The sequence below is a fragment of the Streptomyces sp. NPDC091287 genome (assembly GCF_044768525.1).
GTDB lineage: Bacteria > Actinomycetota > Actinomycetes > Streptomycetales > Streptomycetaceae > Streptomyces.
In genome coordinates this window covers 1-24,923 of the sequence record NZ_JBIVUV010000023.1, presented here as the reverse complement: position 1 = coordinate 24,923, position 24,923 = coordinate 1, and the positions used below count along the sequence as shown (strand labels likewise).

General features: G+C 71.8%; 22 protein-coding genes. 4 read left to right on the top strand and 18 right to left on the bottom strand.

The genetic code is table 11. The annotated features are described in order from the left end of the window. Positions 1-166: 166 nt before the first annotated feature. Positions 167-1,243, top strand: a complete 1,077-nt coding sequence (locus ACIQRW_RS32485) for a terpene cyclase (RefSeq protein ID WP_403767240.1) — start codon at positions 167-169, stop codon at positions 1,241-1,243. Between the two features lie 77 nt (positions 1,244-1,320). Here the strand turns inward: ACIQRW_RS32485 and ACIQRW_RS32480 are convergent, their stop codons facing one another. From ACIQRW_RS32480 to fmt, 4 genes are all read right to left on the bottom strand, one after another. Then, the gene (locus ACIQRW_RS32480) at positions 1,321-2,316 is read right to left on the bottom strand and encodes a sugar-binding transcriptional regulator (RefSeq protein WP_398067517.1); all 996 of its coding nucleotides are present in this window, start codon (positions 2,314-2,316) and stop codon (positions 1,321-1,323) included. A gap of 133 nt (positions 2,317-2,449) precedes the next feature. Further along, positions 2,450-3,133, bottom strand: coding sequence for a ribulose-phosphate 3-epimerase (gene rpe, locus ACIQRW_RS32475; protein WP_403767237.1), 684 nt, complete (start codon positions 3,131-3,133; stop codon positions 2,450-2,452). 189 nt (positions 3,134-3,322) lie between these two features. Continuing rightward, a complete protein-coding gene (locus ACIQRW_RS32470) occupies positions 3,323-4,756 on the bottom strand; it encodes an RsmB/NOP family class I SAM-dependent RNA methyltransferase (protein WP_403767234.1) in 1,434 nt (477 codons plus the stop codon). Positions 4,757-4,894: 138 nt separating this feature from the next. After that, positions 4,895-5,827 carry a methionyl-tRNA formyltransferase gene (gene fmt, locus ACIQRW_RS32465; protein WP_403767231.1) on the bottom strand — a complete coding sequence of 311 codons (933 nt, stop codon included), beginning with the start codon at positions 5,825-5,827 and terminating at the stop codon, positions 4,895-4,897. A gap of 268 nt (positions 5,828-6,095) precedes the next feature. Between fmt and ACIQRW_RS32460 the strand changes: the two genes are divergently transcribed. Next, on the top strand, positions 6,096-6,656 hold the full coding sequence (locus ACIQRW_RS32460; RefSeq protein WP_403767228.1) for a hypothetical protein: 561 nt from the start codon (positions 6,096-6,098) through the stop codon (positions 6,654-6,656). 84 nt (positions 6,657-6,740) lie between these two features. Here the strand turns inward: ACIQRW_RS32460 and ACIQRW_RS32455 are convergent, their stop codons facing one another. From ACIQRW_RS32455 to pyrR, 14 genes are all read right to left on the bottom strand, one after another. Beyond that, entirely contained in the window at positions 6,741-8,885 is a 2,145-nt protein-coding gene (locus ACIQRW_RS32455) for a primosomal protein N' (RefSeq protein ID WP_403767225.1), read from the bottom strand. Positions 8,886-9,018: 133 nt separating this feature from the next. Further along, positions 9,019-10,227 (bottom strand): methionine adenosyltransferase, encoded by a 1,209-nt coding sequence (gene metK / locus ACIQRW_RS32450; protein ID WP_403767222.1) that lies wholly within the window; start codon positions 10,225-10,227, stop codon positions 9,019-9,021. A gap of 199 nt (positions 10,228-10,426) precedes the next feature. Beyond that, entirely contained in the window at positions 10,427-11,671 is a 1,245-nt protein-coding gene (gene coaBC / locus ACIQRW_RS32445) for a bifunctional phosphopantothenoylcysteine decarboxylase/phosphopantothenate--cysteine ligase CoaBC (RefSeq protein WP_403767219.1), read from the bottom strand. 148 nt (positions 11,672-11,819) lie between these two features. Next, complete coding sequence (gene rpoZ / locus ACIQRW_RS32440; RefSeq protein WP_003970369.1) at positions 11,820-12,092, bottom strand: DNA-directed RNA polymerase subunit omega; 273 nt, start codon at positions 12,090-12,092, stop codon at positions 11,820-11,822. 61 nt (positions 12,093-12,153) lie between these two features. After that, entirely contained in the window at positions 12,154-12,747 is a 594-nt protein-coding gene (gene gmk / locus ACIQRW_RS32435; protein ID WP_026290991.1) for a guanylate kinase, read from the bottom strand. Between the two features lie 38 nt (positions 12,748-12,785). After that, a complete protein-coding gene (locus ACIQRW_RS32430) occupies positions 12,786-13,109 on the bottom strand; it encodes an integration host factor (protein WP_003970367.1) in 324 nt (107 codons plus the stop codon). 244 nt (positions 13,110-13,353) lie between these two features. After that, positions 13,354-14,193, bottom strand: coding sequence for an orotidine-5'-phosphate decarboxylase (gene pyrF, locus ACIQRW_RS32425; protein ID WP_403767215.1), 840 nt, complete (start codon positions 14,191-14,193; stop codon positions 13,354-13,356). After that, positions 14,190-15,302 (bottom strand): quinone-dependent dihydroorotate dehydrogenase, encoded by a 1,113-nt coding sequence (locus ACIQRW_RS32420; RefSeq protein WP_403767213.1) that lies wholly within the window; start codon positions 15,300-15,302, stop codon positions 14,190-14,192. Before ACIQRW_RS32420 ends, pyrF begins: the two co-directional genes overlap by 4 nt. A gap of 85 nt (positions 15,303-15,387) precedes the next feature. Beyond that, the gene (carB, locus tag ACIQRW_RS32415) at positions 15,388-18,696 is read right to left on the bottom strand and encodes a carbamoyl-phosphate synthase large subunit (RefSeq protein ID WP_403767210.1); all 3,309 of its coding nucleotides are present in this window, start codon (positions 18,694-18,696) and stop codon (positions 15,388-15,390) included. Beyond that, positions 18,689-19,852 (bottom strand): glutamine-hydrolyzing carbamoyl-phosphate synthase small subunit, encoded by a 1,164-nt coding sequence (carA, locus tag ACIQRW_RS32410; RefSeq protein WP_403767207.1) that lies wholly within the window; start codon positions 19,850-19,852, stop codon positions 18,689-18,691. The genes carB and carA overlap by 8 nt, the downstream gene beginning before the upstream one ends. Beyond that, positions 19,849-20,457, bottom strand: coding sequence for a hypothetical protein (locus ACIQRW_RS32405; RefSeq protein ID WP_403767204.1), 609 nt, complete (start codon positions 20,455-20,457; stop codon positions 19,849-19,851). Before ACIQRW_RS32405 ends, carA begins: the two co-directional genes overlap by 4 nt. After that, positions 20,454-21,740, bottom strand: a complete 1,287-nt coding sequence (locus ACIQRW_RS32400; RefSeq protein WP_403767202.1) for a dihydroorotase — start codon at positions 21,738-21,740, stop codon at positions 20,454-20,456. Before ACIQRW_RS32400 ends, ACIQRW_RS32405 begins: the two co-directional genes overlap by 4 nt. Positions 21,741-21,742: 2 nt before the next feature. Beyond that, positions 21,743-22,729: an aspartate carbamoyltransferase catalytic subunit gene (locus tag ACIQRW_RS32395; protein ID WP_403767416.1), complete on the bottom strand. Its 987-nt coding sequence runs from the start codon at positions 22,727-22,729 to the stop codon at positions 21,743-21,745. Between the two features lie 94 nt (positions 22,730-22,823). After that, positions 22,824-23,408, bottom strand: coding sequence for a bifunctional pyr operon transcriptional regulator/uracil phosphoribosyltransferase PyrR (pyrR, locus tag ACIQRW_RS32390; protein WP_403767199.1), 585 nt, complete (start codon positions 23,406-23,408; stop codon positions 22,824-22,826). A 222-nt stretch (positions 23,409-23,630) separates the two neighbouring features. On the opposite strand from pyrR, the gene bldD reads away from it, so the two are divergent. Both bldD and ACIQRW_RS32380 read left to right on the top strand, forming a co-directional pair. Further along, a complete protein-coding gene (gene bldD / locus ACIQRW_RS32385) occupies positions 23,631-24,131 on the top strand; it encodes a transcriptional regulator BldD (protein ID WP_003970358.1) in 501 nt (166 codons plus the stop codon). A gap of 201 nt (positions 24,132-24,332) precedes the next feature. Further along, a partial coding sequence (locus ACIQRW_RS32380; RefSeq protein WP_403767195.1) for a helix-turn-helix domain-containing protein occupies positions 24,333-24,923 on the top strand: 591 nt, incomplete at its 3' end.

Genomic DNA, 24,923 nt, shown 5'->3' with positions numbered 1-24,923 from the left:
CCCTACCCGAACAGGATTCGAATCATTCGTGATCACCATCCCTGGACCGGGTGACAAGGGGTCAGGTAGCTTCAAACCCGCAGGTCCCGTGGGTGTCCGAAGCGTCGATCCGGCTCGTCGGCACCCCTGGGCACACCGTTTGACCGGAGAGGATCCCGATCCGCCTGTGGACAGCGAACTGCCGGACATCTACTGCCCGTTCCCGCAGCGGACCAACCCGCACGTGGCGCACACCCGTGGGCATCTGGACAGCTGGACCAGACGGACGGGCCTGGTCCACCGCGAGTCCGCGAGGAACCGATTCGAACAGGCCGATTTCGGGGCGTTCGTCGGCATGGTCTATCCGACGGCCGACGAGGAACACCTCGATCTGGTGGCCGACTGGTTCGTCTGGCTCTTCCTGGTCGACGACCAGCTCGACGACGGCCACCTCGGGCGTTCACCCGACCGGGTGAGAGACGTCGTCGACCGGATGCGCGCGGTGGTCGACGGCTCCGCCCCCGAGCCGCTGCCGGGCGAGGACGTCCCGGCCGCCGTGACGGCCCTGGCCGACCTGTGGAAACGTACGATGCCGAACGCCGCCCCGCACTGGCGGACCCGGTTCGCCTGGCACCTGGTCACCTACCTCACGACCGCCACCACCTGGGAGGCGGGGAACCGCGCCGAGGACGTGGTGCCCTCGGAGGACACGTACATCGCCAAGCGGCGGCACACCGGGGCCATCCATGTCTGCATGGACCTCATAGAGATCGTGGCGGGCATCGACGCCCCGGAGTCGATCCACAACGACCCCCGCTTCATCACCGCCCTGGAAGCCGCGTGCAACCACGTGTGCTGGGCCAACGACGTGTACTCCTTCGAGAAGGAGCAGGTGCTCGGCGAGATCCACAATCTCGTCCACCTGGTCCGCCACCACCGGGGCTTCGGGGAGCAGCAGGCGCTGGACCACGTCGCGGAGCGTCTCGCGATGGAGACCGAGCGGTTCCTGACCGCCGAGGACGAGCTGCTGGAGCTGTATCCGGAGCTGTCCGGGATGCTGGTGCCCTACCTCGACGGGATGCGGAGCTGGATGCGCGGCAACCTGGACTGGTCCCGCCAGACGCCGCGCTACAACCCCGCCGACGTGGGTCAGTACGAGGAGCCCGAGGAGTATCTGGAGGAGACCGTGCTGGGCGTTCCGTCCGCGCGCACCGAGACCACCGCCCCCGCCCCGTGCGTGGCCAAGGCCCCGCCGACCGGCTAAGGGCTGTCCGGCGGATCAGGACGGGCCGAGGGCCGTGCACCGGATGCGGTGCACGGCCCTCGGTGTGTTCCGGCCTGTCACTCCCCGTCGGGGTCGGCCCGCTCCAGTGCCGGACGGACGCCCGCGGGGGACTCGGTGAGCAGGAAGTCGGCCGCGGCGGTGTCCGTCACCAGGCTGGTGACGAGTCCGGAGCGCAGCACCGCGCCGATCGCCGCCGCCTTGCGCAGACCGCCCGCGATCGCGACCACCTCGGGGATCCGGCGCAGCCGGTCCGCCTCCACGGTGATGCAGCGCTCCCCCAGGTCACGGCCGACCCGGCGGCCCTCGGAGTCGAAGAGGTGCGCGGACATCTCGGCGGCGACGCCGAGCGAGGCGTAATGGGCGCGTTCGGCGTCCGAGAGCATGTCGTGGACCGTCGAGATGCCCGGCTCCCAGGAACCGATGGAGACGGCGGCGACCGTCACCTTGTCGAAGTACTCGAAGGCCCGGGCGATGCCGGTCTGTTCGCGCAGGGCGGCGGCCGTCGCGGGGTCGGGCAGCAGCATCGGCGCGTAGATGGGGTGCGCCTCGCCGCCGGAGACCTGCGCCGCCCGGCGGACCGCCTCGACCGAGCCGCGCTCGGCGGTGCCCGCGTCGTACACGCCGGTCAGCTGGACGACCGTGCACGGCGGGAGCCGGTCGAGGGCGGCCGCCATGTGGATGGTGGAGCGGCCCCAGGCCAGGCCGAGCACATCGCCCTCGGCGACCAGCTCGCCGAGGAGGTCGGCCGCGACCTCGCCGAGGTTCTCCGGGTCGGGGGCGTCTTCCTGCTCCTCGGCCGGGGACTCGACGACCACCGCGTGCCGCAGCCCGTAACGGGCCCGCAGGGCGTCGGAGCGTTCGGCGTCCAGCTCGGCCGGCACCCGGATCTCGATGCGTACGAGATCGCGTTCGAGGGCCGTCTCCAGGACCCGGGCCACCTTGAAGCGGCTCACGCCGAACTCCTCGGCGATCTGGATCTTGGACTTGCCCTCCAGGTAGAACCGGCGGGCCATGGCCGCCGCCTGCACCAGCTCCGCGGGTCCCATCCGCATGGCTGACCGACCCGCCGAGATGCCAGACACCGCGATCTCCTCACTGCTGTTCACACGCCCGATACGCCGTTCATCCTGTCAGATCCGGCGATCCTTGATCGGCCCTGTCGGACCGCGTTCATCTGCCCTTGGTTCAGTGTCCGCATGCCCAGGGGGCTCCGGCCGTGGCCGCGTCCGCCTGGGCCCGCAGCTCCCGCACCGCCGCGGCCGGGTCCTGCGCACCGTAGACCGCGGAGCCCGCCACGAAGACGTCGGCGCCGGCCTCGGCGCAGCGCTCGATGGTGGTGGCCGATACCCCGCCGTCGACCTGGAGCCACAGTTCGAGACCGTGCTTGTTGATCAGCTCCCGGGTGCGGCGGATCTTCGGCAGCATGATGTCCAGGAAGGACTGGCCCCCGAAGCCCGGCTCGACCGTCATGATCAGCAGCATGTCCAGCTCGGGGAGCAGGTCCTCGTACGGCTCGATGGGCGTCGCGGGCTTGAGCGCCATCGAGGCGCGCGCCCCCTTCGCCCGGATCTCCCGCGCCAGGCGCACCGGAGCCGCCGCGGCCTCCGCGTGGAAGGTGACGGACCCGGCCCCCGCCTCCACGTACTGAGGGGCCCAGCGGTCCGCGTCCTCGATCATGAGGTGGCAGTCCAGCGGGGTGTCCGTGGCCTTGCTGAGCGCCTCGACGATCGGCACGCCGAGCGTCAGGTTGGGCACGAAGTGGTTGTCCATGACATCGACGTGGAGCCAGTCCGCGCCTTCGACGGCCTTCGCCTCCTCGGCGAGACGCGCGAAATCGGCGGACAGGATGCTGGGGTTGATCTGCGCCATGACCCAAGCCTGCCACGTCTCCCGCCCGTTCCCCGCCTCGATGCGCTCCGAAGCCTCACAGGGCCATCACACTTCGCACATTCTGCGCATTTTGCCAGCGCTTTACTGTTCCTTTGCCGTTCTCGGGGCGAGACCGGGCGATGCGGGACCGAAGGCCGGTACACGGCCGCCCGTCCGCGCGCGGGAAGCTCAGCCGGTCCGGCGCAGCAGCGCCAGGTACATCGCGTCCGTGCCGTGCAGATGCGGCCACAGCTGGACGTCGGGGCCGTCCCCCAGCGCGGGCACCCCGGGCATCAGCGGGCGGGCGTCGATCCACTCCGCCTCCACCGGCTCCCCGCCCCGGCCCTTCAGGACGTCCTCGACCACCACACGGGTCTCCGCGAGATGCGGCGAGCAGGTCGCGTAGCCGACCACTCCGCCGACCCGTACAGCCTTCAACGCCTCCCGCAGCAGGCCTCGTTGGAGCGGGGCGAACGCTTCCAGGTCCTCGGCCCGACGCCGCCAGCGGGACTCCGGACGACGCCGCAGAGCGCCCAGGCCGGAGCAGGGCACGTCCATCAGGATCCGGTCGAACGTGCCGGGCAGCCACGGCGGACGGGTGCCGTCCGCGGTGATCACCTGATACGGGCCGGGGTTGCCGGCGAGCGTCCGCTCGACCAGCCGGGCGCGGTGCGGCTGCTTCTCGGCGGCGAGCAGGGCGGCGCCCCGCCCGGCGGCGAGGGCGGCGAGCAGGGCGGCCTTGCCGCCCGGGCCGGCGCAGCCGTCCAGCCAGCGGCTGTCACGGCCCTCGACGGGTGCGGCGGCCAGGGCGGCGGCGACGAGCTGGCTGCCCTCGTCCTGGACGCCCGCCCGGCCCTCCTGGACGGCCTCCAGCGCGCCGGGCTCGCCTCCCTCGGCCATCCGGACGGCGTACGGGGACCAGCGGCCCGGCAGGGAGTTGTCCTCGCCGAGCGCCTCGGCCAGCTCGTCAGTGGTGGAGCGGCCGGGGCGGGCCGCCAGCGTCACCTCGGGCCGCTCGTTGTCGGCTTCCAGCAGGTCCTCGATGCCCGCCCGGCCGCCGCCCAGCGCGTCCCAGAGGGCGGAGACGATCCAGCGGGGGTGCGAGTGCACGACGGACAGGTGGTCCTCGGCGTCCTCGTCGTACGGCGGGGCGACCTTCTCCACCCAGCCGTCGAGGTCGTGCGCGGTGACCTTGCGCAGCACCGCGTTGACGAACTTCGCACGCCCCTCCCCCAGCACCACCCGGGCCAGCTCCACGCTGGCGGAGACGGCCGCGTGCGTGGGGATACGGGTGCCGAGCAGCTGGTGGACGCCCATGTTCAGGACATCGAGGACCGGCGGGTCGACCTCGCGCAGCGGCCGGTCGATGCAGGCCGCCACGATCGCGTCGTACGTGCCCTGGCGGCGGAGCGTCCCGTAGACCAGCTCGGTCGCCAGCGCCGCGTCCCGGCCGTCGAAGTCGCCCTTGGCACGGGCCTTCTTCAGCAGCGGGGGCAGCACGAGGTTGGCGTACGCGTCACGCTCGTCGACGGCCCGGAGCGCCTCGAAGGCGAGGAAACGGACCGGGTCCTTCTGCGGTCGGCGGTGGGGCTTGGCGGGACGGCGACGCGGCTGGTCGTTCACGTGAAAGGTGCTCCGCTGATGGTGAGAGGTGCGAACCCTCCCAGCGTACGTCGCCGTCCCCGGGCGCCCGAACGGCAGCCCGGGCCCCTCGAACACCCCCCGGGCCCCGGGCCGGCTCTGCCCGCTCGGGGCGCCTGCCTACAGGCCGAGCAGCTCTCCGTGGACGATGCGGACGCCGCGCGCCCAGTCGGCGCCCTTCATCGGCTTCTTGCCCTGCGGCTGGACCCACAGCAGCTCGACCGCGTGCGATCCGGTGCCCACGTACACGTTGTTCTTCGCCGCCGACAGCTCGCCGGGGGCCAGGTCGGTGCGGTCCGGGACCGGCGTGGCCTGGATCAGCTTGAGCCGCTCACCGCGGAACAGGGTCCACGCGCCGGGGGCCGGGGTGCAGCCCCGCACCACCCGGTCGACCCGCAGGGCGGGCGCGGACCACTGGACCTGGGCGTCCTCGACGGTGATCTTCGGGGCCAGGGTGACGCCGTCGTGCGGCTGGGGCACGGCGTGCAGCGTGCCGTCCTCGATGCCGTCCATGGTGGCGGCGAGCAGCCCGGCGCCCGCGAAGGCGAGCCGGGTGAGCAGGTCGCCGCTGGTGTCGGTGGGACGGACCTCCTCGGTGAGGACGCCGTAGACCGGGCCGGAGTCCAGCCCCTCCTCGATGAGGAAGGTCGACGCGCCGGTCACCTCGTCCCCGGCCATCACCGCGTGCTGGACCGGCGCAGCGCCCCGCCAGGCGGGCAGCAGCGAGAAGTGCAGGTTGACCCAGCCCCGGGCGGGCACGTCGAGGGCGACCTTGGGCAGCAGGGCCCCGTAGGCGACGACCGGGCAGCAGTCCGGGGCGATCTCGCGCAGCCGGGCCAGGAACTCCTCGTCCCGGGGCTTCGCGGGCTTGAGCACCTCGATCCCGGCCTCCTCCGCCCGCTCGGCCACCGGACTCGCGACCAGCCGGCGGCCCCGCCCGGCGGGGGCGTCCGGACGGGTCACGACGGCGGCCACCTCGTGGCGGCCGGAGGCGATCAGGGCGTCCAGTGCGGGGACGGCGACTTCAGGGGTGCCGGCGAAGACGAGCTTCATGGGTGGCTGACTGCCTCTCGGGCCAAGACGTACGGTGACGAGCAGCACACCAGTCTAGGGTCTCCCTCCGGACGGGGCCCGGTCCGGCCCTTGCGGGCGAGCGCCGCGCGGGGGGCGTACGCGCGCCGCGCACGCCCCGTGCATATGCACATACGCCCCGATAGCGTGACCACATACCCGGCTCGGGCGTTGGTCAAAGGAGATTGACCGAAGCGGGCCGCCATGATGCGGCCCGATCCCTTTCAACGCCGGTTCGAGAGGCTTCTTCATGGCCGACCACGCAACCCACGACGCCCAAGCGCGGGCCAGTCTGCATCTTCTGGTGCGGGACATCGAGCGGGTCCGGCGGCAGGTGGACGCGCTGCGCACCCTCACCGCCCAGCTGGGCAACGTCTACCGTCCGCGCCGCTCCGGCCCCTCCGCGGGCTTCGTCGTCTACGGCAGGGCCCCGGCCCCCACCGTCCGCCTCGCGCAGGAACTGCGGGACAGCGTCGAGACCCTGGTCACGGCCGCGGTGGACTTCGACCGCTCGCTCGGCTTCTCCTGGGACGCGGTGGGCTCCGCCCTCGGCGTCACCAAGCAGGCCGTGCACCGCCGTTACGGAACGCGCCGGGCCACGCCGCAGCCCGCCGCCGAGACGGGCGGCGAGAGCACCGCCGTGCCGCGCCCGGTCTCCGTCGGGACGGGGCTGGCCGGATCCTCCGCCGGGGGGCCCGGCTCCCCGGTGCCCTCGGTCCCGGCGGCCCGCTCGATGCCGCCGCAGCCGTCGGCCCAGCCGGTCCGCGAGGAACTGCGTCCCGGCGCCTTCCCGGGCCCCCGCAACGGCTGACCGCACGCCGCCCCTCTGCCCCACCGTGCCGGTCGCACGGCGGGGCAGCCCCCTGTCCGGACCCGAAGAGCCTCCCCCGCGGCCTCAGCCGATGTCGGGCGGGTCGATCCTGATGCGGACCGGGTCGGTCGCCCCCTTGGCCATGCGGGCCGCGAGCGCCGTCTTCAGGGCGCGGGCGAGCGCCGCCCCCCGTCCCGGGACCACCCGGATCAGGGCCCGCTCCCAGGTCTCGCCCGGCGGGGCGTCCCCCGATCGGCGGGGCCTGCCCGGCTCGGCCGACGGGACCGGCACCGGACCCAGGATCTCGGCCTCCGGCGGCAGCCCGGCGGTCCGGAGGAACGCGGCCAGGGCCTCGGCGGGGCCGGTCGCGGAGGCCATCCGGGAGACCGGCGGGAAGCCCAGCTCGGCCCGCTCCGCCAGCTCCCGCCGGGCGAATCCCGCCGGGTCCCAGCGGACCAGCGCCTGCACCGCGCGCTCCGTCGGCTCGGCCACGATCACCACCGTGCCGCCCTCGTCCTGGCCCCGCACCAGCGCCCCCGCAGCCGTCCACCGGCGCAGCGCCTCCTCCCCCGCGCGCAGATCGGGCCGGCCGAGCATGGCCCAGCCGTCCAGGAGCAGGGCCGCCGCGTAGCCGCCTTCGGCGACGGGCTCGGCGCCGGGCGTGGAGACGACCAGGGCCGGGGTGTCCGGCACCGCGTCCAGGATGTGGTCGCGCCCCGAGGTGCGGACGGTCACGGCGGGAAAGGCCCGGCCCAGCTCCTCCGCCGTGCGGCGGGCGCCGACGATCTGGGCGCGCAGCCGGGCGGAGCCGCACTCCGCGCAGTGCCAGGCCCGCTCGGCCCGCCCGCACCAGGCGCAGTTCAGATCCTGCTGGTCCGGGGCCTGGAGGGGGCCCGCGCAGTGCCGGCAGCGGGCGGGGGTGCGGCAGCGTTCGCAGGCGAGGCGGGGGGCGTAACCCCGGCGGGGCACCTGGACCAGCACCGGACCGCTGCGCAGACCGTCGCGCACCGCCCCCCAGGCGAGGCTGGGCAGCCGGGCGGTACGGGCGGCGCCGTCCCGGGCCAGCTCGCCGTCCCCGACCGTACGGATGAGGGGCGCGGCCCGGCGCAGCCGCTCGCGGTCCGCGAGGAGCGGCAGCGCCCAGCCGCTCTCCACGAGCTGGGCGGCCTCGACCGTGCAGCTGGTGCCGCCGAGGAGGAAGCCGCAGCGGCCCTGGGCCGACCGCAGCTCCAGGACCTCGCGGACATGCGGGAAGGGGGCGTTGTCGTCGCTGTGGCTGGAGTCCCCGTCGTCCCAGACGACGACCAGGCCGAGGTCCTGGACGGGGGCGAACATGGCGGCCCTGGTCCCCACGACCGCCCGCACCGAGCCCCGGCGCACCGCGAGCCACTGCCGGTAGCGCTTCTCGGGGCCGGAGTCGGCGGTCAGCAGGGCGTGCCGGCCCGCGCCGAGCGCCTCGGTCAGGGCCGCGTCGACCCGTCCGGCGGCCCGTCCGTCCGGAACGACGACGAGCGCGCCGCGCCCGGAGGAGAGCGTCGCGGCGACGGCGCCGGCGATCTCGGCGGGCCAGTGCGGGCCCGGCAGGGCAGTCCACACCGCGCGCGGAGCGCCGCCCTCGGCCAGCGCGCGCAGGAAGGCCGGGCCTTGGCCGTACCGCTCCCAGGTGCCCGGCTCCGGGGCGGGGGGTGGGGGCAGCGGGTCCGGGGACGGCTTGGACTCGGCGCGGCCGTTGCGGGGCGGGACGGCGAGCTGGAGGACATCGGCGAGGCTGCCCGCGTACCGGTCGGCGACGGCGCGGCAGAGGGCGAGCAGGTCGGGCCCGAGGACCGGCTCCGGGGAGACCACGGAGGCGAGGGCGGCCAGCGCCCCCTGGTAGTCGGAGTCGGCGCGGCGCTCGACGATGAAGCCGTCGATCAGCCCGCCGCCCTCGCGCCGCCCGCCCTGGATGTTGCGCCCTCCGGCCCCGAACCGGACCCGCACCCGGACGCCCGGCTGTGCGTCGGCGTCCAGCTCCTCGGGGACCGCGTAGTCGAAGTACTGGTCGAGGTGGAGGACGCCCTTGTTGACCAGGACGCGGGCGACGGGCAGCTCCTCGGCGAGGGCCGCGCCGCGCCAGGTACGCGGCTTGGCGCGCGGCACCTTCGCCCGGCGCACGGTCTCCCGGATCAGCGCAAGCTGCTCCGGCGCCCCGGCACCGGGTTCGGCGGACTGCTCGTTCTCGCTGCTCACAGCTGAATTCCTACCAGAGAGCACTGACAGCGGCGGGGGCACGGCAGCGGGGCCCGGACACCGCGTTCGGTGTCCGGGCCCCGCTGTCGTACTCGATGACGCCCGCCCCGCTGTCGTACGCGGGCGGGTCTCGCTACAGACCGGCGGCGGCGCGCAGGGCGTCCACGCGGTCGGTGCGCTCCCAGGTGAAGTCGGGCAGCTCACGGCCGAAGTGGCCGTAGGCGGCGGTCTGGGCGTAGATCGGGCGGAGCAGGTCGAGGTCCCGGATGATCGCGGCCGGGCGGAGGTCGAAGACCTCGCCGATCGCGTTCTCGATCTTCTCGGTGTCGACCGCGGCGGTGCCGAAGGTCTCCACGAACAGTCCGACGGGCTCGGCCTTGCCGATCGCGTACGCCACCTGGACCTCGCAGCGCGCGGCGAGCCCGGCGGCCACCACGTTCTTGGCGACCCAGCGCATCGCGTACGCGGCGGAGCGGTCGACCTTGGACGGGTCCTTGCCCGAGAAGGCGCCGCCGCCGTGCCGGGCCATGCCGCCGTAGGTGTCGATGATGATCTTGCGGCCGGTCAGGCCGGCGTCGCCCATCGGGCCGCCGATCTCGAAGCGGCCGGTCGGGTTCACCAGGAGGCGGTAGCCCTCGGTGTCCAGCTTGATGCCGTCCTCGACGAGCTGCGCGAGCACGTGCTCGACGACGAACTCGCGGATGTCGGGCGCGAGCAGCGAGTCCAGGTCGATGTCGGAGGCGTGCTGCGAGGAGACGACCACCGTGTCCAGCCGGACCGCCTTGTCACCGTCGTACTCGATGGTGACCTGGGTCTTGCCGTCGGGGCGCAGGTAGGGGATGGTCCCGTTCTTGCGCACATCGGACAGTCGCCGGGAGAGGCGGTGCGCGAGGTGGATCGGGAGCGGCATCAGCTCCGGGGTCTCGTCGCAGGCGTAGCCGAACATCAGGCCCTGGTCGCCGGCGCCCTGCTTGTCGAGCTCGTCCTCATCACCCTCGACCCGCTGCTCGTACGCGGTGTCGACGCCCTGTGCGATGTCCGGCGACTGCGAGCCGATAGACACCGAGACGCCACAGGAAGCACCGTCGAAGCCCTTTTTGGAGGAGTCGTAACCGATCTCCAGAACCTTGTTGCGCACGAGGTTGGGGATGTCGGCGTAGGCCTTGGTGGTGACCTCGCCCGCGACATGCACCAGACCTGTGGTGATCAAGGTCTCGACGGCGACACGCGAGGTGGGGTCCTCGCGCAGGAGCGCGTCGAGAATCGTGTCGCTGATCTGGTCAGCGATCTTGTCGGGGTGACCCTCGGTGACGGATTCCGAGGTGAAGAGACGGCGGGACACATCGCTCCCTGGGGTTGCAGCGGCTGCTGGCTGATCATGGGTGGCACGACCGAGAGCTGCGCTCGGCCCGTACCGTCGGCCAGTTTATCGGTCGCATCCGGCGACCGGGTCAGGTGTCTCGCCCTTTGGGAGGTTCGTGACGTGCGCCACCCGGGGAACCAGTAGGACAATCCACCCTTCCCGACCTGCGTTTTAGGCCTTATGGGACGATTTGGCTCACCCGGAGGGTTGATTGTGAAATCGGCCGGAACCTTCCCGAAACCAGATCCCAGACCGTGTCGGCAAGCGCTTCCTTGGGGCCGTACGGTACCGGCGTCTCCTGGCCGTCGGCGGCGAGGACGACCGCTTCGTTCTCCTCCGAGCCGAAGGTCTTGCGCTCCCCGACCTCGTTGACCACGAGGAGGTCGCAGCCCTTGCGGCGGAGCTTCGCACGGCCGTTGAGCAGCACGTCGTCGGTCTCGGCGGCGAATCCGACGACGAGCTGGTCCGGGCGGGCCCGCTCGCCGGAGACCTCGGCGAGGATGTCGGGATTACGGACCAGGGTGACGACGGGCGCCTCCTCGCCGTCCTTCTTCTTGATCTTGCCGGAGGCGTACGCGGCGGGGCGGAAGTCGGCCACCGCGGCCGCCATCACGATGACGTCCGCGTCGGGGGCGGCCTTCAGCACGGCCTCGCGCAGCTGCACGGCCGTGCCGACGCGGAGGACGTCCGCCCCGGCCGGGTCGGGGAGCCCGGTGTTGGCCTCGATCAGGGTGACCCGCGCCCCCCGGGCCACGGCGGTGCGCGCCAGCGCGTACCCCTGCTTGCCGGAGGAGCGGTTGCCCAGGAAGCGCACCGGGTCGAGCGGCTCGCGCGTGCCGCCGGCGCTGATCACCACATGGCGGCCCGCGAGGTCGGGCTCGGTGACCCCGCGCGCCAGCACCCGGCGGCAGACCTCGAAGATCTCGCCGGGGTCGGGGAGCCGGCCCTTGCCGGTGTCGACGCCGGTGAGCCGCCCGACGGCGGGCTCGATGACGACGGCTCCCCGGCGGCGCAGGGTGGCGACGTTCTCCTGGGTGGCCGGGTGCTCCCACATCTCGGTGTGCATCGCGGGGGCGAAGACCACCGGACAGCGGGCGGTCAGGAGCGTGTTGGTGAGCAGGTCGTCGGCGAGCCCGTGGGCGGCCTTGGCCAGCATGTCCGCGGTGGCCGGGGCGACCACCACGAGGTCGGCGCCCTGCCCGATCCGCACGTGCGGGACCTCGTGGACGTCCTGCCAGACCTCGTCGGAGACCGGGTGACCGGAGAGCGCCGACCAGGTGGCGGCCCCCACGAAGTGCAGCGACGCGGCGGTCGGGACGACCCGTACGTCGTGGCCGGACTCGGTCAGCCGGCGCAGCAGTTCGCACGCCTTGTAGGCGGCGATGCCCCCGCTGACCCCCAGGACGACCTTCGGCTTGTCCACTGCGTCTCCCCGCACTCGGCAACGTAAGGCAACGTGTGCGTCCCATGCTGCCTCACCGCGCAGAACGCGTTCACCCGGCCCCGGACACACCTCAGGCCCGGCGGACGGGCCGCCGGGCCTGGAGTGAAGGTGCCGTGGTGCTCCTGCGTTACTGCGCGGGGCCCTCGATGGCCTCGGAGGTCAGCAGGCCCGCGTTGATCTCGCGGAGTGCGATCGAGAGCGGCTTCTCGTGCACGTGGGTGTCGACGAGCGGACCGACGTACTCAAGGAGGCCTTCACCGAGCTGCGAGTAGTACGCGTTGATCTGGCGGGCGCGCTTGGCCGCGTAGATCACCAGGCTGTACTTCGAGTCGGTGGCTTCGAGGAGCTCATCAATCGGCGGGTTGATGATGCCCTCGGGCGTGGTGATGGAAGAGGACACTCTCTGCCTTCCGAAGGGGGTGTAGATCAAAGATCAACGTGATCTGAGCGAACGCGGAGATCTAGGCCTGAAGCATCAACGTTAGCAGCTCACGCGCCACGTCCTCGACGGAGGTGTTGACGAGCGTCGTATCGAACTCGGCCTCGGCGGCCAGTTCGATCTTCGCGGCGGCGAGCCGGCGCTCGATGACCTCGGGGGCCTCGGTGCCCCGGCCGGTGAGCCGGCGCACCAGCTCCTCCCAGCTCGGCGGGGCCAGGAAGACCAGCCGCGCGTCGGACATCGACTGGCGGACCAGCCGGGCGCCCTGGAGGTCGATCTCCAGCAGGACCGGTTCGCCGGCCTCCAGGCGGTCGAGCACGGCGCGCCGGGGCGTGCCGTAGCGGTTGCCCGCGAACTCGGCCCACTCCAGCAGTTCGCCGTTGGCGACGAGCTTGTCGAACTCCTCGTCGTCCACGAAGAAGTAGTGCACACCGTTGCGCTCCCCGGGGCGTGGCTTGCGTGTCGTCGCCGACACGGAGAGCCAGACCTCGGGGTGCACGGTGCGCATATGAGCGACGACCGTGCTCTTGCCGACCCCTGAGGGGCCGGAGAGCACGGTCAGCCGCGGACGTACGTCCGGGGGTACGGGGGACGTCCCCCGGGATGTTGCAGCCATGGGGCGATTATCCCCGCTCTCAGGAGTGCCTGAGAACGTCAGGCGGGGCTGCCGCCGAACTCACGCTCCAAGGATGCGATCTGATTGGAGCCAAGACCCCTGACCCGGCGGCTCTCGGAGATACCGAGACGCTCCATGATCTGCTTGGCGCGGACCTTGCCGACGCCCGGCAGGGATTCCAGCAGTGCGGAGACCTTCATCTTCCCGATGACGTCGTTCTCCTGGCCCTGCTTGATGACCTCGTGGAGGGAAGCGCCGGAGTGCTTGAGTCGATTCTTGACCTCGGCCCGCTCCCGGCGAGCCGCGGCGGCCTTTTCGAGCGCGGCTGCGCGCTGTTCAGGGGTAAGGGGCGGAAGAGCCACGCCTACGTCACCTCGGATGTCGATCTGTCGGATACGGACCGGCGGGGAAGCTGGACGCCACCCACCAGGTGAGCGGAGAACACACTGTGCTCGGCCGCTCTCGACGGAGACTAGCGGCAAGGACCGCTGTAGTCAGCGAGAACAGACGAAAAGTCCTGGTCAGCTGTGGCCGACCAGGATTTTCGCGACATATCGACCAGGTTTCTCGTCAGTATTTCGTCAACACGCTGTAAACGTGTCAGGGTCAGCTGCCGGATACGGCGCCGCGGACCTCGTCCGCGAACCGTTCGGCGGCTTCGCGCAGCCCGGACACGTCCGGGCCGTGGCGCAGCACGCCCCGGCTCACGCTGGGGACCACGTTGCCCACCGCGTCGCCGAACACCGCCGGAAGATCCGCCGGGGTCGCGCCCTGGGCGCCGATGCCGGGCGCGAGGAGCGGCCCGTTGATCGCCAGGTTCACCCCGGCGTCGCCGAGCGTCGCGCCGACCACCGCGCCGACCGAGCCGAGCGGGACGGCCCCGGCGTTCTCGGCGGCCATGTGGTCGAGCATCAGCTGGGCGAGCGAGCGGCCGTCGGCCGCCGTGGCCCGCTGGACCTCGGCGCCCTCCGGGTTGGAGGTGAGGGCGAGGACGAAGACGCCCGCGCCGGAGACGGCGGCCGCGTCGAGCGCCGGGCGCAGCGAGCCGAAGCCCAGGTACGGGGAGACGGTGACCGCGTCGGAGAAGAGCGGGGAGTCCTTGTCCAGGTAGGTCGCCGCGTAGGCGCCCATGGTGGAGCCGATGTCGCCGCGCTTGGCGTCCATCAGAACGAGCGCCCCGGCGGCGCGTGCCTCCTCGACGGCCTTCTCCAGGACGGCGACGCCGCGCGAGCCGAAGCGCTCGAAGAACGCGGACTGCGGCTTGAGGACGGCGACCCGGTCGGCCAGCGCCTCCACGACGGTCCGGGTGAAGCGCTCCAGGCCGGCGATGTCGTCGTTCAGGCCCCAGGAGGTGAGCAGGGAGGCGTGCGGGTCGATGCCGACGCAGAGCGGCCCGCGGGTGTCCATGGCACGGCGCAGGCGGGCGCCGAAGGGTTCGAGCGTCACAGGGCGGCCTTCTTCCGGGTCTCGGCGCCGACGGCCTCGGCGAGGGTGGCGTACGGAGAGGTGGCGAGCCGGGCGGCGAGGCCCTTGTGGATCGCCCGGGCGTAGAAGGGACCTTCGTAGATGAAGGCGCTGTAGCCCTGGACGAGGGTGGCCCCGGCGAGGATGCGCTGCCAGGCGTCCTCGGCGTTCTCGACGCCCCCGACGCCCACCAGCGTGATCCGGTCCCCCACACGGGCGTACAGGCGGCTCAGGACCTCCAGCGAGCGCTCCTTGAGGGGCGCGCCGGACAGTCCGCCGGTCTCCCCCACCAGGCCGGGGGCCGACTTCAGGCCCAGGCCTTCCCGCGCGATGGTGGTGTTGGTGGCGATGATGCCGTCAAGGCCCAGCTCCACGGCGAGGTCCGCGACGGCGTCGACGTCCTCGTCCGCGAGGTCCGGGGCGATCTTGACGAGCAGGGGGACGCGCCGGGTGGTGACGGTGCGGTCGGCGGCCTCGCGTACGGCGGTGAGCAGCGGCCGCAGCGACTCGGTGGCCTGGAGGTTGCGCAGGCCGGGGGTGTTGGGCGAGGAGACGTTGACGACCAGGTAGTCGGCGTGGCCGGCGAGGGCCTCGGTGGACTTCACGTAGTCGGCGGCGGCCTCGGCCTCCGGGACGACCTTGGTCTTGCCGATGTTGACGCCGACCGTGGTGCGGAAGACGGGGTTGCGGGCGGCCAGACGGGCGGCGACGGCGGCGGAGCCCTCGTTGTTGAAGCCCATGCGGTTGATCAGCGCGCGGTCCGCGACCAGCCGGAAGAGGCGCTTCTTGGGGTTGCCGGGCTGCGGTTCGCCGGTGACGGTGCCGATCTCGATGTGGTCGAAGCCGAGCATCGCCATGCCGTCGATCGCGACGGCGTTCTTGTCGAAGCCGGCGGCGAGGCCGAAGGGACCGTGCATCCGCAGGCCGAGAGCCTCGGTGCGCAGCTCCTTGAAGCGCGGGGCGAGGGCGGCGGCGACGAAGGTGCGCAGGACGGGGATCCGGGCGGCGAGGCGGATCCAGCGGAAGGCGGCGTAGTGGGCCTGCTCGGGATCCATCCGCTTGAAGACCAGCCGGAAGAAGAGCTTGTACATGAGGAGATGTCCTTGGTGCTCGGTGTGCTCGACGTGGCTCGCAAAGAGGGGGACACCGTTTGACGGTGTCCCCCTCTCCGGGCTGCTATTCGCGGGCCGCGATCAAGTGTTCCGCGTGTTCCTGGAGGGAACGGACCCCGACGTCACCGTGGTTCAGGGCGTCGATGCCCTGGACGGCGGCGGCGAGCGCCTGGACCGTGGTCAGGCACGGTACGGAGCGTGCGACGGCCGCGGTGCGGATCTCGTAGCCGTCGAGCCGGCCGCCGGTGCCGTACGGCGTGTTGACGATGAGGTCGACCTCGCCGTCGTGAATGAGCTGGACGATGGTCTTCTCGCCGTTCGGACCGGTGCCCTCGGACTGCTTGCGCACGACGGTGGCGTTGATGCCGTTGCGCTTGAGGACCTCCGCGGTGCCGGAGGTGGCCATCAGCTCGAAGCCGTGGGCGACCAGCTCGCGGGCCGGGAAGATCATCGAGCGCTTGTCGCGGTTGGCGACCGAGATGAACGCGCGGCCCTTGGTGGGCAGCGGGCCGTAGGCGCCGGCCTGCGACTTGGCATACGCCGTGCCGAAGACCGAGTCGATGCCCATGACCTCGCCGGTGGAGCGCATCTCCGGGCCGAGGACCGTGTCGACGCCCCGGCCGTGGATGTCGCGGAAGCGCGACCACGGCATCACGGCCTCCTTGACGGAGATCGGCGCGTCCAGCGGCAGGGTGCCGCCGTCGCCGGTCTTCGGCAGCAGGCCCTCCGCGCGCAGCTCGGCGATGGTCGCGCCGAGCGAGATGCGGGCGGCGGCCTTGGCGAGCGGCACGGCGGTCGCCTTCGAGGTGAAGGGGACCGTGCGGGAGGCGCGCGGGTTGGCCTCCAGGACGTAGAGGATGTCGCCGGAGAGCGCGAACTGGATGTTGATCAGTCCGAGCACGCCGACGCCCTTGGCGATGCCCTCGGTGGAGGCGCGCAGCCGCTTGATGTCGAAGCCGCCGAGCGTGATCGGGGGCAGGGCGCAGGCCGAGTCGCCGGAGTGGATGCCGGCTTCCTCGATGTGCTCCATGACGCCGCCGAGGTACAGCTCGGTGCCGTCGTAGAGGGCGTCCACGTCGATCTCGATGGCGTCGTCGAGGAAGCGGTCGACCAGGACCGGCCGGGTGGGGCTGATCTCGGTGGACTCGGAGATGTACGAGGCGAGGCGCGTCTCGTCGTACACGATCTCCATGCCGCGCCCGCCGAGCACGTAGCTCGGGCGGACCAGGACCGGGTAGCCGATCTCGTCGGCGATGGCCTTGGCCTCGCCGAAGGTGGTGGCGGTGCCGTGCTTGGGCGCGGGCAGTCCGGCCTCGGCCAGGACCCGGCCGAAGGCGCCCCTGTCCTCGGCGGCGTGGATGGCCTCCGGGGAGGTGCCGACGACGGGCACGCCGTTGTCCTTGAGGGCCTGCGCGAGGCCGAGCGGGGTCTGGCCGCCGAGCTGCACGATGACACCGGCGATCGGGCCCGCCAGCGATTCGGCGTGCACGATCTCCAGGACGTCCTCCAGGGTGAGCGGCTCGAAGTAGAGCCGGTCGGAGGTGTCGTAGTCGGTGGAGACGGTCTCCGGGTTGCAGTTGACCATGACGGTCTCGTAGCCCGCGTCGCTCAGGGCGAAGGAGGCGTGCACACAGGAGTAGTCGAACTCGATGCCCTGGCCGATGCGGTTGGGCCCCGAGCCGAGGATGATCACGGCCGGCTTGGTGCGGCTCGCGACCTCGCTCTCCTCGTCGTAGGAGGAGTAGAAGTACGGCGTGTTCGCGGCGAACTCGGCGGCGCAGGTGTCGACCGTCTTGTAGACCGGGCGGATGCCGAGCGCGTGCCGGACCTCGCGGACGACGTCCTCGCGCAGCCCGCGGATCTCGCCGATCTGGGTGTCGGAGAAGCCGTGCCGCTTGGCCTCGGCGATCAGGCCGGCGTCCAGGCGCTCGGCGGAGGCCAGCCCGTCGGCGATCTCCTTGATCAGGAAGAGCTGGTCGACGAACCAGGGGTCGATCTTCGTGGAGTCGAAGACCTCCTCCTGGGTGGCTCCGGCCCGGATCGCCTGCATGACGGTGTTGATGCGGCCGTCGGTGGGGCGGACCGCCTCGGCCAGCAGCTCGGCCTTGTCGCCGACCGGGCCGGTGAAGGTGAACTGCGAGCCCTTCTTCTCCAGGGAGCGCAGGGCCTTCTGGAGGGCCTCGGTGAAGTTCCGGCCGATCGCCATGGCCTCGCCCACCGACTTCATGGTGGTGGTGAGGGTGGAGTCGGCGGAGGGGAACTTCTCGAAGGCGAAGCGCGGGGCCTTGACGACGACGTAGTCGAGGGTCGGCTCGAAGGAGGCCGGCGTCTTCTCGGTGATGTCGTTGGGGATCTCGTCCAGGGTGTAGCCGACGGCCAGCTTGGCGGCGATCTTGGCGATCGGGAAGCCGGTGGCCTTGGAGGCGAGCGCCGAGGAGCGGGAGACGCGCGGGTTCATCTCGATGACGATGACCCGGCCGTCGGCGGGGTCGATGGCGAACTGGATGTTGCAGCCGCCGGTGTCGACGCCGACCTCGCGGATGATCGCGATACCGACGTCGCGCAGCCGCTGGTACTCGCGGTCGGTGAGGGTCATCGCCGGGGCGACGGTGATGGAGTCGCCGGTGTGGACGCCCATCGGGTCGAAGTTCTCGATGGAGCAGACGACCACGACGTTGTCGTTCCTGTCGCGCATCAGCTCCAGCTCGTACTCCTTCCAGCCGAGGATGGACTCCTCCAGGAGCACCTCGGTGGTCGGCGAGAGCGTGAGGCCCTGTCCGGCGATGCGGCGCAGCTCCTCCTCGTCGTGGGCGAAGCCGGAGCCGGCGCCGCCCATGGTGAAGGAGGGGCGGACGACGACGGGGTAGCCGCCGAGGGTGTCGACGCCGGCGATGACGTCGTCCATGGTGTGGCAGATGACGGAGCGGGCGGACTCGCCGTACCCGATCTTCTCCTTGACGGCCTCGACGACGCCCTTGAAGAGGTCGCGGTCCTCGCCCTTGTTGATCGCCTCGACGTTGGCGCCGATGAGCTCGACGCCGTACTTCTCCAGCACGCCGTTCTCGTGCATGGAGATCGCGGTGTTCAGCGCGGTCTGGCCGCCGAGGGTGGGCAGGAGCGCGTCGGGGCGCTCCTTGGCGATGATCTTCTCGACGAACTCGGGGGTGATCGGCTCGACGTAGGTGGCGTCGGCGATCTCCGGGTCGGTCATGATCGTCGCCGGGTTGGAGTTCACCAGGATGACGCGCAGGCCCTCGGCCTTGAGGACGCGGCAGGCCTGGGTGCCGGAGTAGTCGAACTCGGCGGCCTGGCCGATGACGATCGGACCGGAGCCGATGACCAGGACGGACTGGATATCGGAGCGCTTAGGCACGCTGGCCCTCCATCAGGGTGGTGAAACGGTCGAAGAGGTACGCGGCGTCGTGCGGGCCCGCGGCCGCCTCGGGATGGTACTGGACGCTGAAGGCGGGCCGGTCCAGAAGCTGGAGGCCCTCGACCACCTGGTCGTTCAGGCAGACGTGGGAGACCTCGGCGCGGCCGAACTCCGTGTCGGACACCTCGTCCAGCGGGGCGTCGACGGCGAAGCCGTGGTTGTGCGCGGTGACCTCGACCTTGCCGGTGGTGCGGTCCTGCACCGGCTGGTTGATGCCGCGGTGGCCGTACTTCAGCTTGTAGGTGCCGAAGCCGAGCGCGCGGCCGAGGATCTGGTTGCCGAAGCAGATGCCGAAGAGCGGGGTGGACCGTTCCAGGACCCCACGCATGAGGGCGACCGGGTGGTCGGCGGTGGAGGGGTCGCCGGGGCCGTTGGAGAAGAAGACGCCGTCCGGGTTCACGGCGTACACCTCCTCCAGGGTGGCGGTGGCGGGCAGCACGTGCACCTCGATGCCGCGTTCGGCCAACCGGTGGGGGGTCATGCCCTTGATGCCGAGGTCGATCGCGGCGACGGTGAACTTCTTGGTGCCGATCGCGGGGACGACGTAGGCCTCCTTGGTGGCGACCTCGGCGGAGAGGTCGGCGCCGGTCATCTCGGGGGCCTGGCGGACCCTGGCGAGGAGCGTGCCCTCGTCGGGGATCCCCGCGGCGGAGCCGCCAGTGAGCGCAGGGCCGGAGAAGATCCCGACGCGCATCGCGCCGCGCTCGCGCAGGTGGCGGGTGAGGGCGCGGGTGTCGACGCCGCTGATGCCGACGACGCCCTGCGCCACCAGCTCCTCGTCCAGCGAGCGCTGGGAGCGCCAGTTGGAGGGCTTACGGGCGGGGTCGCGGACGACGTAGCCGGAGACCCAGATGCGAGCGGACTCGGGGTCCTCGTCGTTCACGCCGGTGTTGCCGACGTGCGGGGCCGTCATGACGACGACCTGGCGGTGGTACGAGGGGTCGGTCAGCGTTTCCTGGTAGCCGGTCATGCCGGTGGAGAACACCGCTTCGCCGAAGGTCTCCCCCACGGCCCCGTAGGCACGGCCGCGGAAGGCGCGACCGTCCTCCAGGACGAGTACGGCGGGGGTCTGGTCCCCCCGGGTGGAGATCGTCATCGTGCGGTGCCTTCCGTAGTGGTGCTGGTGAGTTCCGTGGCGGCCGGTGCGCCGGTGAGCCGGCTGACGGCGTCGACCCAGGCCTGGTGCTCGGCGGCGCGGTCGGAGCGGAAGCCGGAGTCGATCAGCGTCTCGCCGTGCGCCCAGGTGATGATCAGCAGGCCGCCCTCGGGCAGGACCTTGCCCGCGAGCGCCTTGTCGAGGCGGGCCTCGCGCAGGGCGTCGGCCGGGATGAAGAAGTCGGCCGCCCCGGGGCGTACGACGTCCAGGCCGCGGGCGGTGAGCGTCAGCTCGGTGCGGCTGCGGGTGCCGAGGCCGTGCGCGACGATCCGGTCGAGCCACTGCCCGGCGGTGGTGGAGGCGTGGTAGCGCCCCTGAAGGGTCAGCAGCGTCTCGTCGGAGGCGAAGTCCTCGGGGGTCTCCGGGAGCTCCGGCAGGCCGGACTGGAGGCTGGCGCGCCACTTCCAGCCCTGGCGCATCAGCCAGTAGACGAAGGCGATGAAGACGAGCAGGCCGATCACCCAGGCGATGCGGGCGGCCCAGTCCGTCACTTCCGCCGACTTCTGCTCGGCGGCCAGGTGGTACAGGGGGGTCAGAGTAGTCACGCGAGCTTCCCGTCGACGACCGTGGCACGGCCCCGCAGGAAGGTATGGGTGACGCGGCCCGGCAGCTCACGGCCCTCGTAGGGGGTGTTTCGGCTGCGGGACGCGAAGCCCGCGGGGTCCACGGCTCCACGGTATGCCGGATCGACCAGAGTGAGGTTGGCGGGCTCACCCGCCGAGACGGGGCGGCCGTGCCCTTCGAGCCGGCCGATGGCCGCGGGGCGGAAGGACATGCGGTCCGCGACGCCCGCCCAGTCGATCAGGCCGGTGTCCACCATCGTCTGCTGGACGACCGAGAGCGCGGTCTCCAGGCCCACCATGCCCATGGCGGCCGCGGCCCACTCGCAGTCCTTGTCCTCGTGCGGGTGCGGGGCGTGGTCGGTGGCGACGCAGTCGATGGTGCCGTCGGCGAGCGCCTCGCGCAGGGCCATGACGTCGGCCTCGGTGCGCAGCGGCGGGTTCACCTTGTAGACCGGGTTGTAGGTGCGGACCAGCTCGTCGGTGAGGAGGAGGTGGTGCGGGGTGACCTCGGCGGTGACGTTCCAGCCCTTGGACTTGGCCCAGCGGACGATCTCGACGGAGCCGGCCGTGGAGAGGTGGCAGATGTGGACGCGGGAGCCGACGTGGGCGGCGAGGAGGACGTCGCGGGCGATGATCGACTCCTCGGCGACGGCGGGCCAGCCGCCGAGCCCGAGTTCGGCGGAGACGATGCCCTCGTTCATCTGGGCGCCCTCGGTGAGGCGGGGCTCCTGGGCGTGCTGGGCGACGACGCCGTCGAAGGCCTTCACGTACTCCAGGGCCCGGCGCATGATCACCGCGTCGTCGACGCACTTGCCGTCGTCGGAGAAGACCTTCACGCCGGCGGCGGAGTCGTGCATCGCGCCGAGCTCGGCGAGCTGCTTGCCCTCCAGGCCGACGGTGACGGCGCCCACGGGCTGCACGTCGCAGTAGCCGGACTCCTTGCCGAGGCGCCAGACCTGCTCGACGACGCCGGCGGTGTCGGCGACGGGGAAGGTGTTGGCCATGGCGTGCACGGCGGTGAAGCCGCCGACGGCCGCGGCCCTGGTGCCGGTGAGGACGGTCTCGGAGTCCTCGCGGCCGGGCTCGCGCAGATGGGTGTGCAGGTCGACCAGGCCGGGCAGCAGGATCTGCCCCTCGGCCTCGATCACGGTGGCCCCGGCGGCGTCGAGGCCGGTGCCCACCTCGGTGACGGTCTCGCCGTCGATCAGTACGTCCCTAGGCTCGCCGCCGAGGATCCGCGCACCGCGGATAAGAATCTTGCTCATGGTTACTTGTTCTCCTCGGTACGGGCGGGGGCGGCGGACAGTGCGGTGTCGGAGCCGCCGAGCAGCAGGTAGAGCACGGCCATGCGGATGGAGACGCCGTTGGCGACCTGCTCGACGACCGTGCAGCGGTCGGAGTCGGCGACCTCGGCGGTGATCTCCATGCCGCGGACCATCGGGCCGGGGTGCATGACGATGGCGTGCTCGGGCATCTTCGCCATGCGCTCGCCGTCCAGGCCGTAGCGGCGGGAGTACTCGCGCTCGGTCGGGAAGTACGCGGCGTTCATCCGTTCACGCTGCACACGCAGCATCATCACCGCATCGGACTTCGCCAGCACGTTGTCGAGGCTGTAGCTGACGTCGCAGGGCCACTTCTCGACGCCGACGGGCACCAGGGTGGGCGGGGCCACCAGGGTGACGTGCGCGCCGAGCGTGGTGAGCAGGTGGACGTTGGAGCGGGCGACGCGGCTGTGCAGGATGTCGCCGACGATCGTGATGCGGCGGCCGTCCAGGTCGCGGCCGAGCCCGGCATCGGCGCCGACGAGCCGGCGGCGCATCGTGAAGGCGTCCAGCAGGGCCTGGGTGGGGTGTTCGTGGGTGCCGTCGCCGGCGTTGACCACGGCCCCGTCGATCCAGCCGGAGGTAGCGAGCCGGTAGGGGGCTCCGGAGGCGCCGTGCCGGATGACGACGGCGTCGGCGCCCATCGCCTCCAGAGTCAGCGCGGTGTCCTTCAGGGACTCGCCCTTGGAGACGGACGAGCCCTTGGCGGAGAAGTTGATGACGTCGGCGGACAGCCGTTTGGCGGCCGCCTCGAAGGAGATGCGGGTGCGGGTCGAGTCCTCGAAGAAGAGGTTGACGACGGTACGGCCGCGCAGGGTGGGGAGCTTCTTGATCGGCCGGTCCGCGACCCGGGCCATCTCCTCGGCGGTGTCGAGGATCAGGACGGCGTCGTCGCGGGTGAGGTCGGCGGCCGAGATGAGGTGACGCATCATCTGGGGGTTCTCCGGGGTGCTGGAGGGAGTTTCAGGCATGCGGGCGCGCGGGAGCGGCCGTACGTCCCCGAAAGGGCGTACGGGAGGGCTCGCGCTACTGCGTGTCCGCGGGGGTGGCCTGCTTGACGCCCAGCAGCACGGCGTCGCGGCCGTCCTCCTCGGCGAGCTGGACCTTGACCGTCTCCCGCAGCGACGTGGGGAGGTTCTTGCCGACGTAGTCCGCGCGGATCGGGAGCTCCCGGTGGCCGCGGTCGACGAGGACCGCGAGCTGCACCGCGCGCGGGCGGCCGATGTCGCCGAGCGCGTCGAGGGCGGCGCGGATGGTGCGGCCGGAGAAGAGCACGTCGTCGACCAGGACGACCAGGCTGCCCTCGATCCCCTCGCCGGGGATGTCGGTACGGGCCAGGGCGCGCGCCGGGCGCATCCGCAGGTCGTCGCGGTACATGGTGATGTCGAGCGATCCGACCGGCGTCTTCCGGCCGGTGATCTCCTGGAGTTTCTCGGCCAGCCGACGGGCGAGGAAGACGCCTCGGGTCGGGATGCCGAGCAGCACCACATCGTCGGCGCCCTTGGCGCGTTCGACGATCTCGTGGGCGATACGGGTCAGAACACGGGCGATGTCGGGGGCCTCGAGAACGGGGCGTGCCACGTTGCCGGTGTGGTCGTGCTGTGCGTCCATAAGAAACGGACCTCCTTCTCCGCCTCACGGGACGGATCGTTAAAGGACGTCGAAATTGCGTCATCCACGCTACCAGGGCTTGCGCTCGGCCCTGGCCCCGCCCCCGGGAGGTACCGGTCCGGACCATTCGGCTTGACGCATCCAAGTAACGCTGCGTAACCTCACAGTGAGTTACCAGCCACGCGGCGGAGCCGCACACTGTTCCAGCGTCCGGGGAGCCATATGTCCAGCGAATACGCAAAACAGCTCGGGGCCAAACTCCGTGCCATCCGCACCCAGCAGGGCCTTTCCCTCCACGGCGTGGAGGAGAAGTCCCAGGGTCGCTGGAAGGCCGTCGTGGTCGGTTCGTACGAGCGCGGCGACCGTGCCGTGACCGTACAGCGCCTCGCCGAGCTGGCGGATTTCTACGGGGTCCCGGTGCAGGAGCTGCTGCCCGGTACGACGCCGGGCGGGGCCGCGGAGCCGCCGCCGAAGCTCGTCCTGGACCTGGAGCGCCTCGCCCACGTCCCGCCGGAGAAGGCCGGTCCGCTGCAGCGCTACGCGGCGACCATCCAGAGCCAGCGCGGTGACTACAACGGCAAGGTGCTCTCGATCCGCCAGGACGACCTGCGCACGCTCGCCGTCATCTACGACCAGTCGCCTTCCGTGCTCACGGAGCAGCTCATCAGCTGGGGCGTGCTGGACGCGGACGCGCGCCGCGCGGTCTCCCACGACGAGGGCTGAGCGAGCGGGGCGGGACCCCACAGCAGAAACGTGCCGCCGGGTGGGCGGGGACCTTCGGGCCCCCGCCCGCCCGGCGTTTCCGTGTCCGCGCCCCTGCCCGGGGACGACGGACCCGGCGCGGGCTCCCGGGTACGACGAAGGGCCCACGGTCGGGGCCTTAGATTCTATTGGTCGTTGCAACACCCCAGCTCAAGGGGTGCGATGGACTTCGGGATCCGTGAGGTGCGGACCGCGCAGGGGCCTGTGAAGCTGCGTCGGGAGCGGGAGGCATACTCCCGGCTCGTGGCGCAGGGATACAGCAACACGGAAGCTTGCCGGATCGTCGGTGTTGACCGGCGGACCGGCAACAAGTGGCGTAATGGCCGCGGCGCTGACCGCCGGCAGAAGGCGGTACCACCGATTTCGTCGGTGGTACCGCCTTCCGGCATGTCCAGGCACCTGCGTGAGGACGAGCGGATCCACATCGCCGACCGGCTGCGGGAGAAGGCGACGGTCCGGGCGATCGCGGCCGAGCTGGGCCGTAGCCCCTCGACGGTCAGCCGGGAGATCCGCCGCAACCGGCACCCGGGCAACGGCCAGTACCGTCCGCATGCGGCCCAGGCCCGCGCGGATGCCCGCCGTCCGCGCCCCAAGCCCCGCAAGATCCTCCAGGACCCCGGGCTGCGGGCCGCCGTCCAGGCAATGCTGGACGAGAAGCGGAGCCCGGAGCAGATATGCCACGCTCTGCGGGCACAGTTCCCCGACCGGCCGGAGATGCACGTGGTCCACGAGACCGTCTACCAGGCCCTCTAC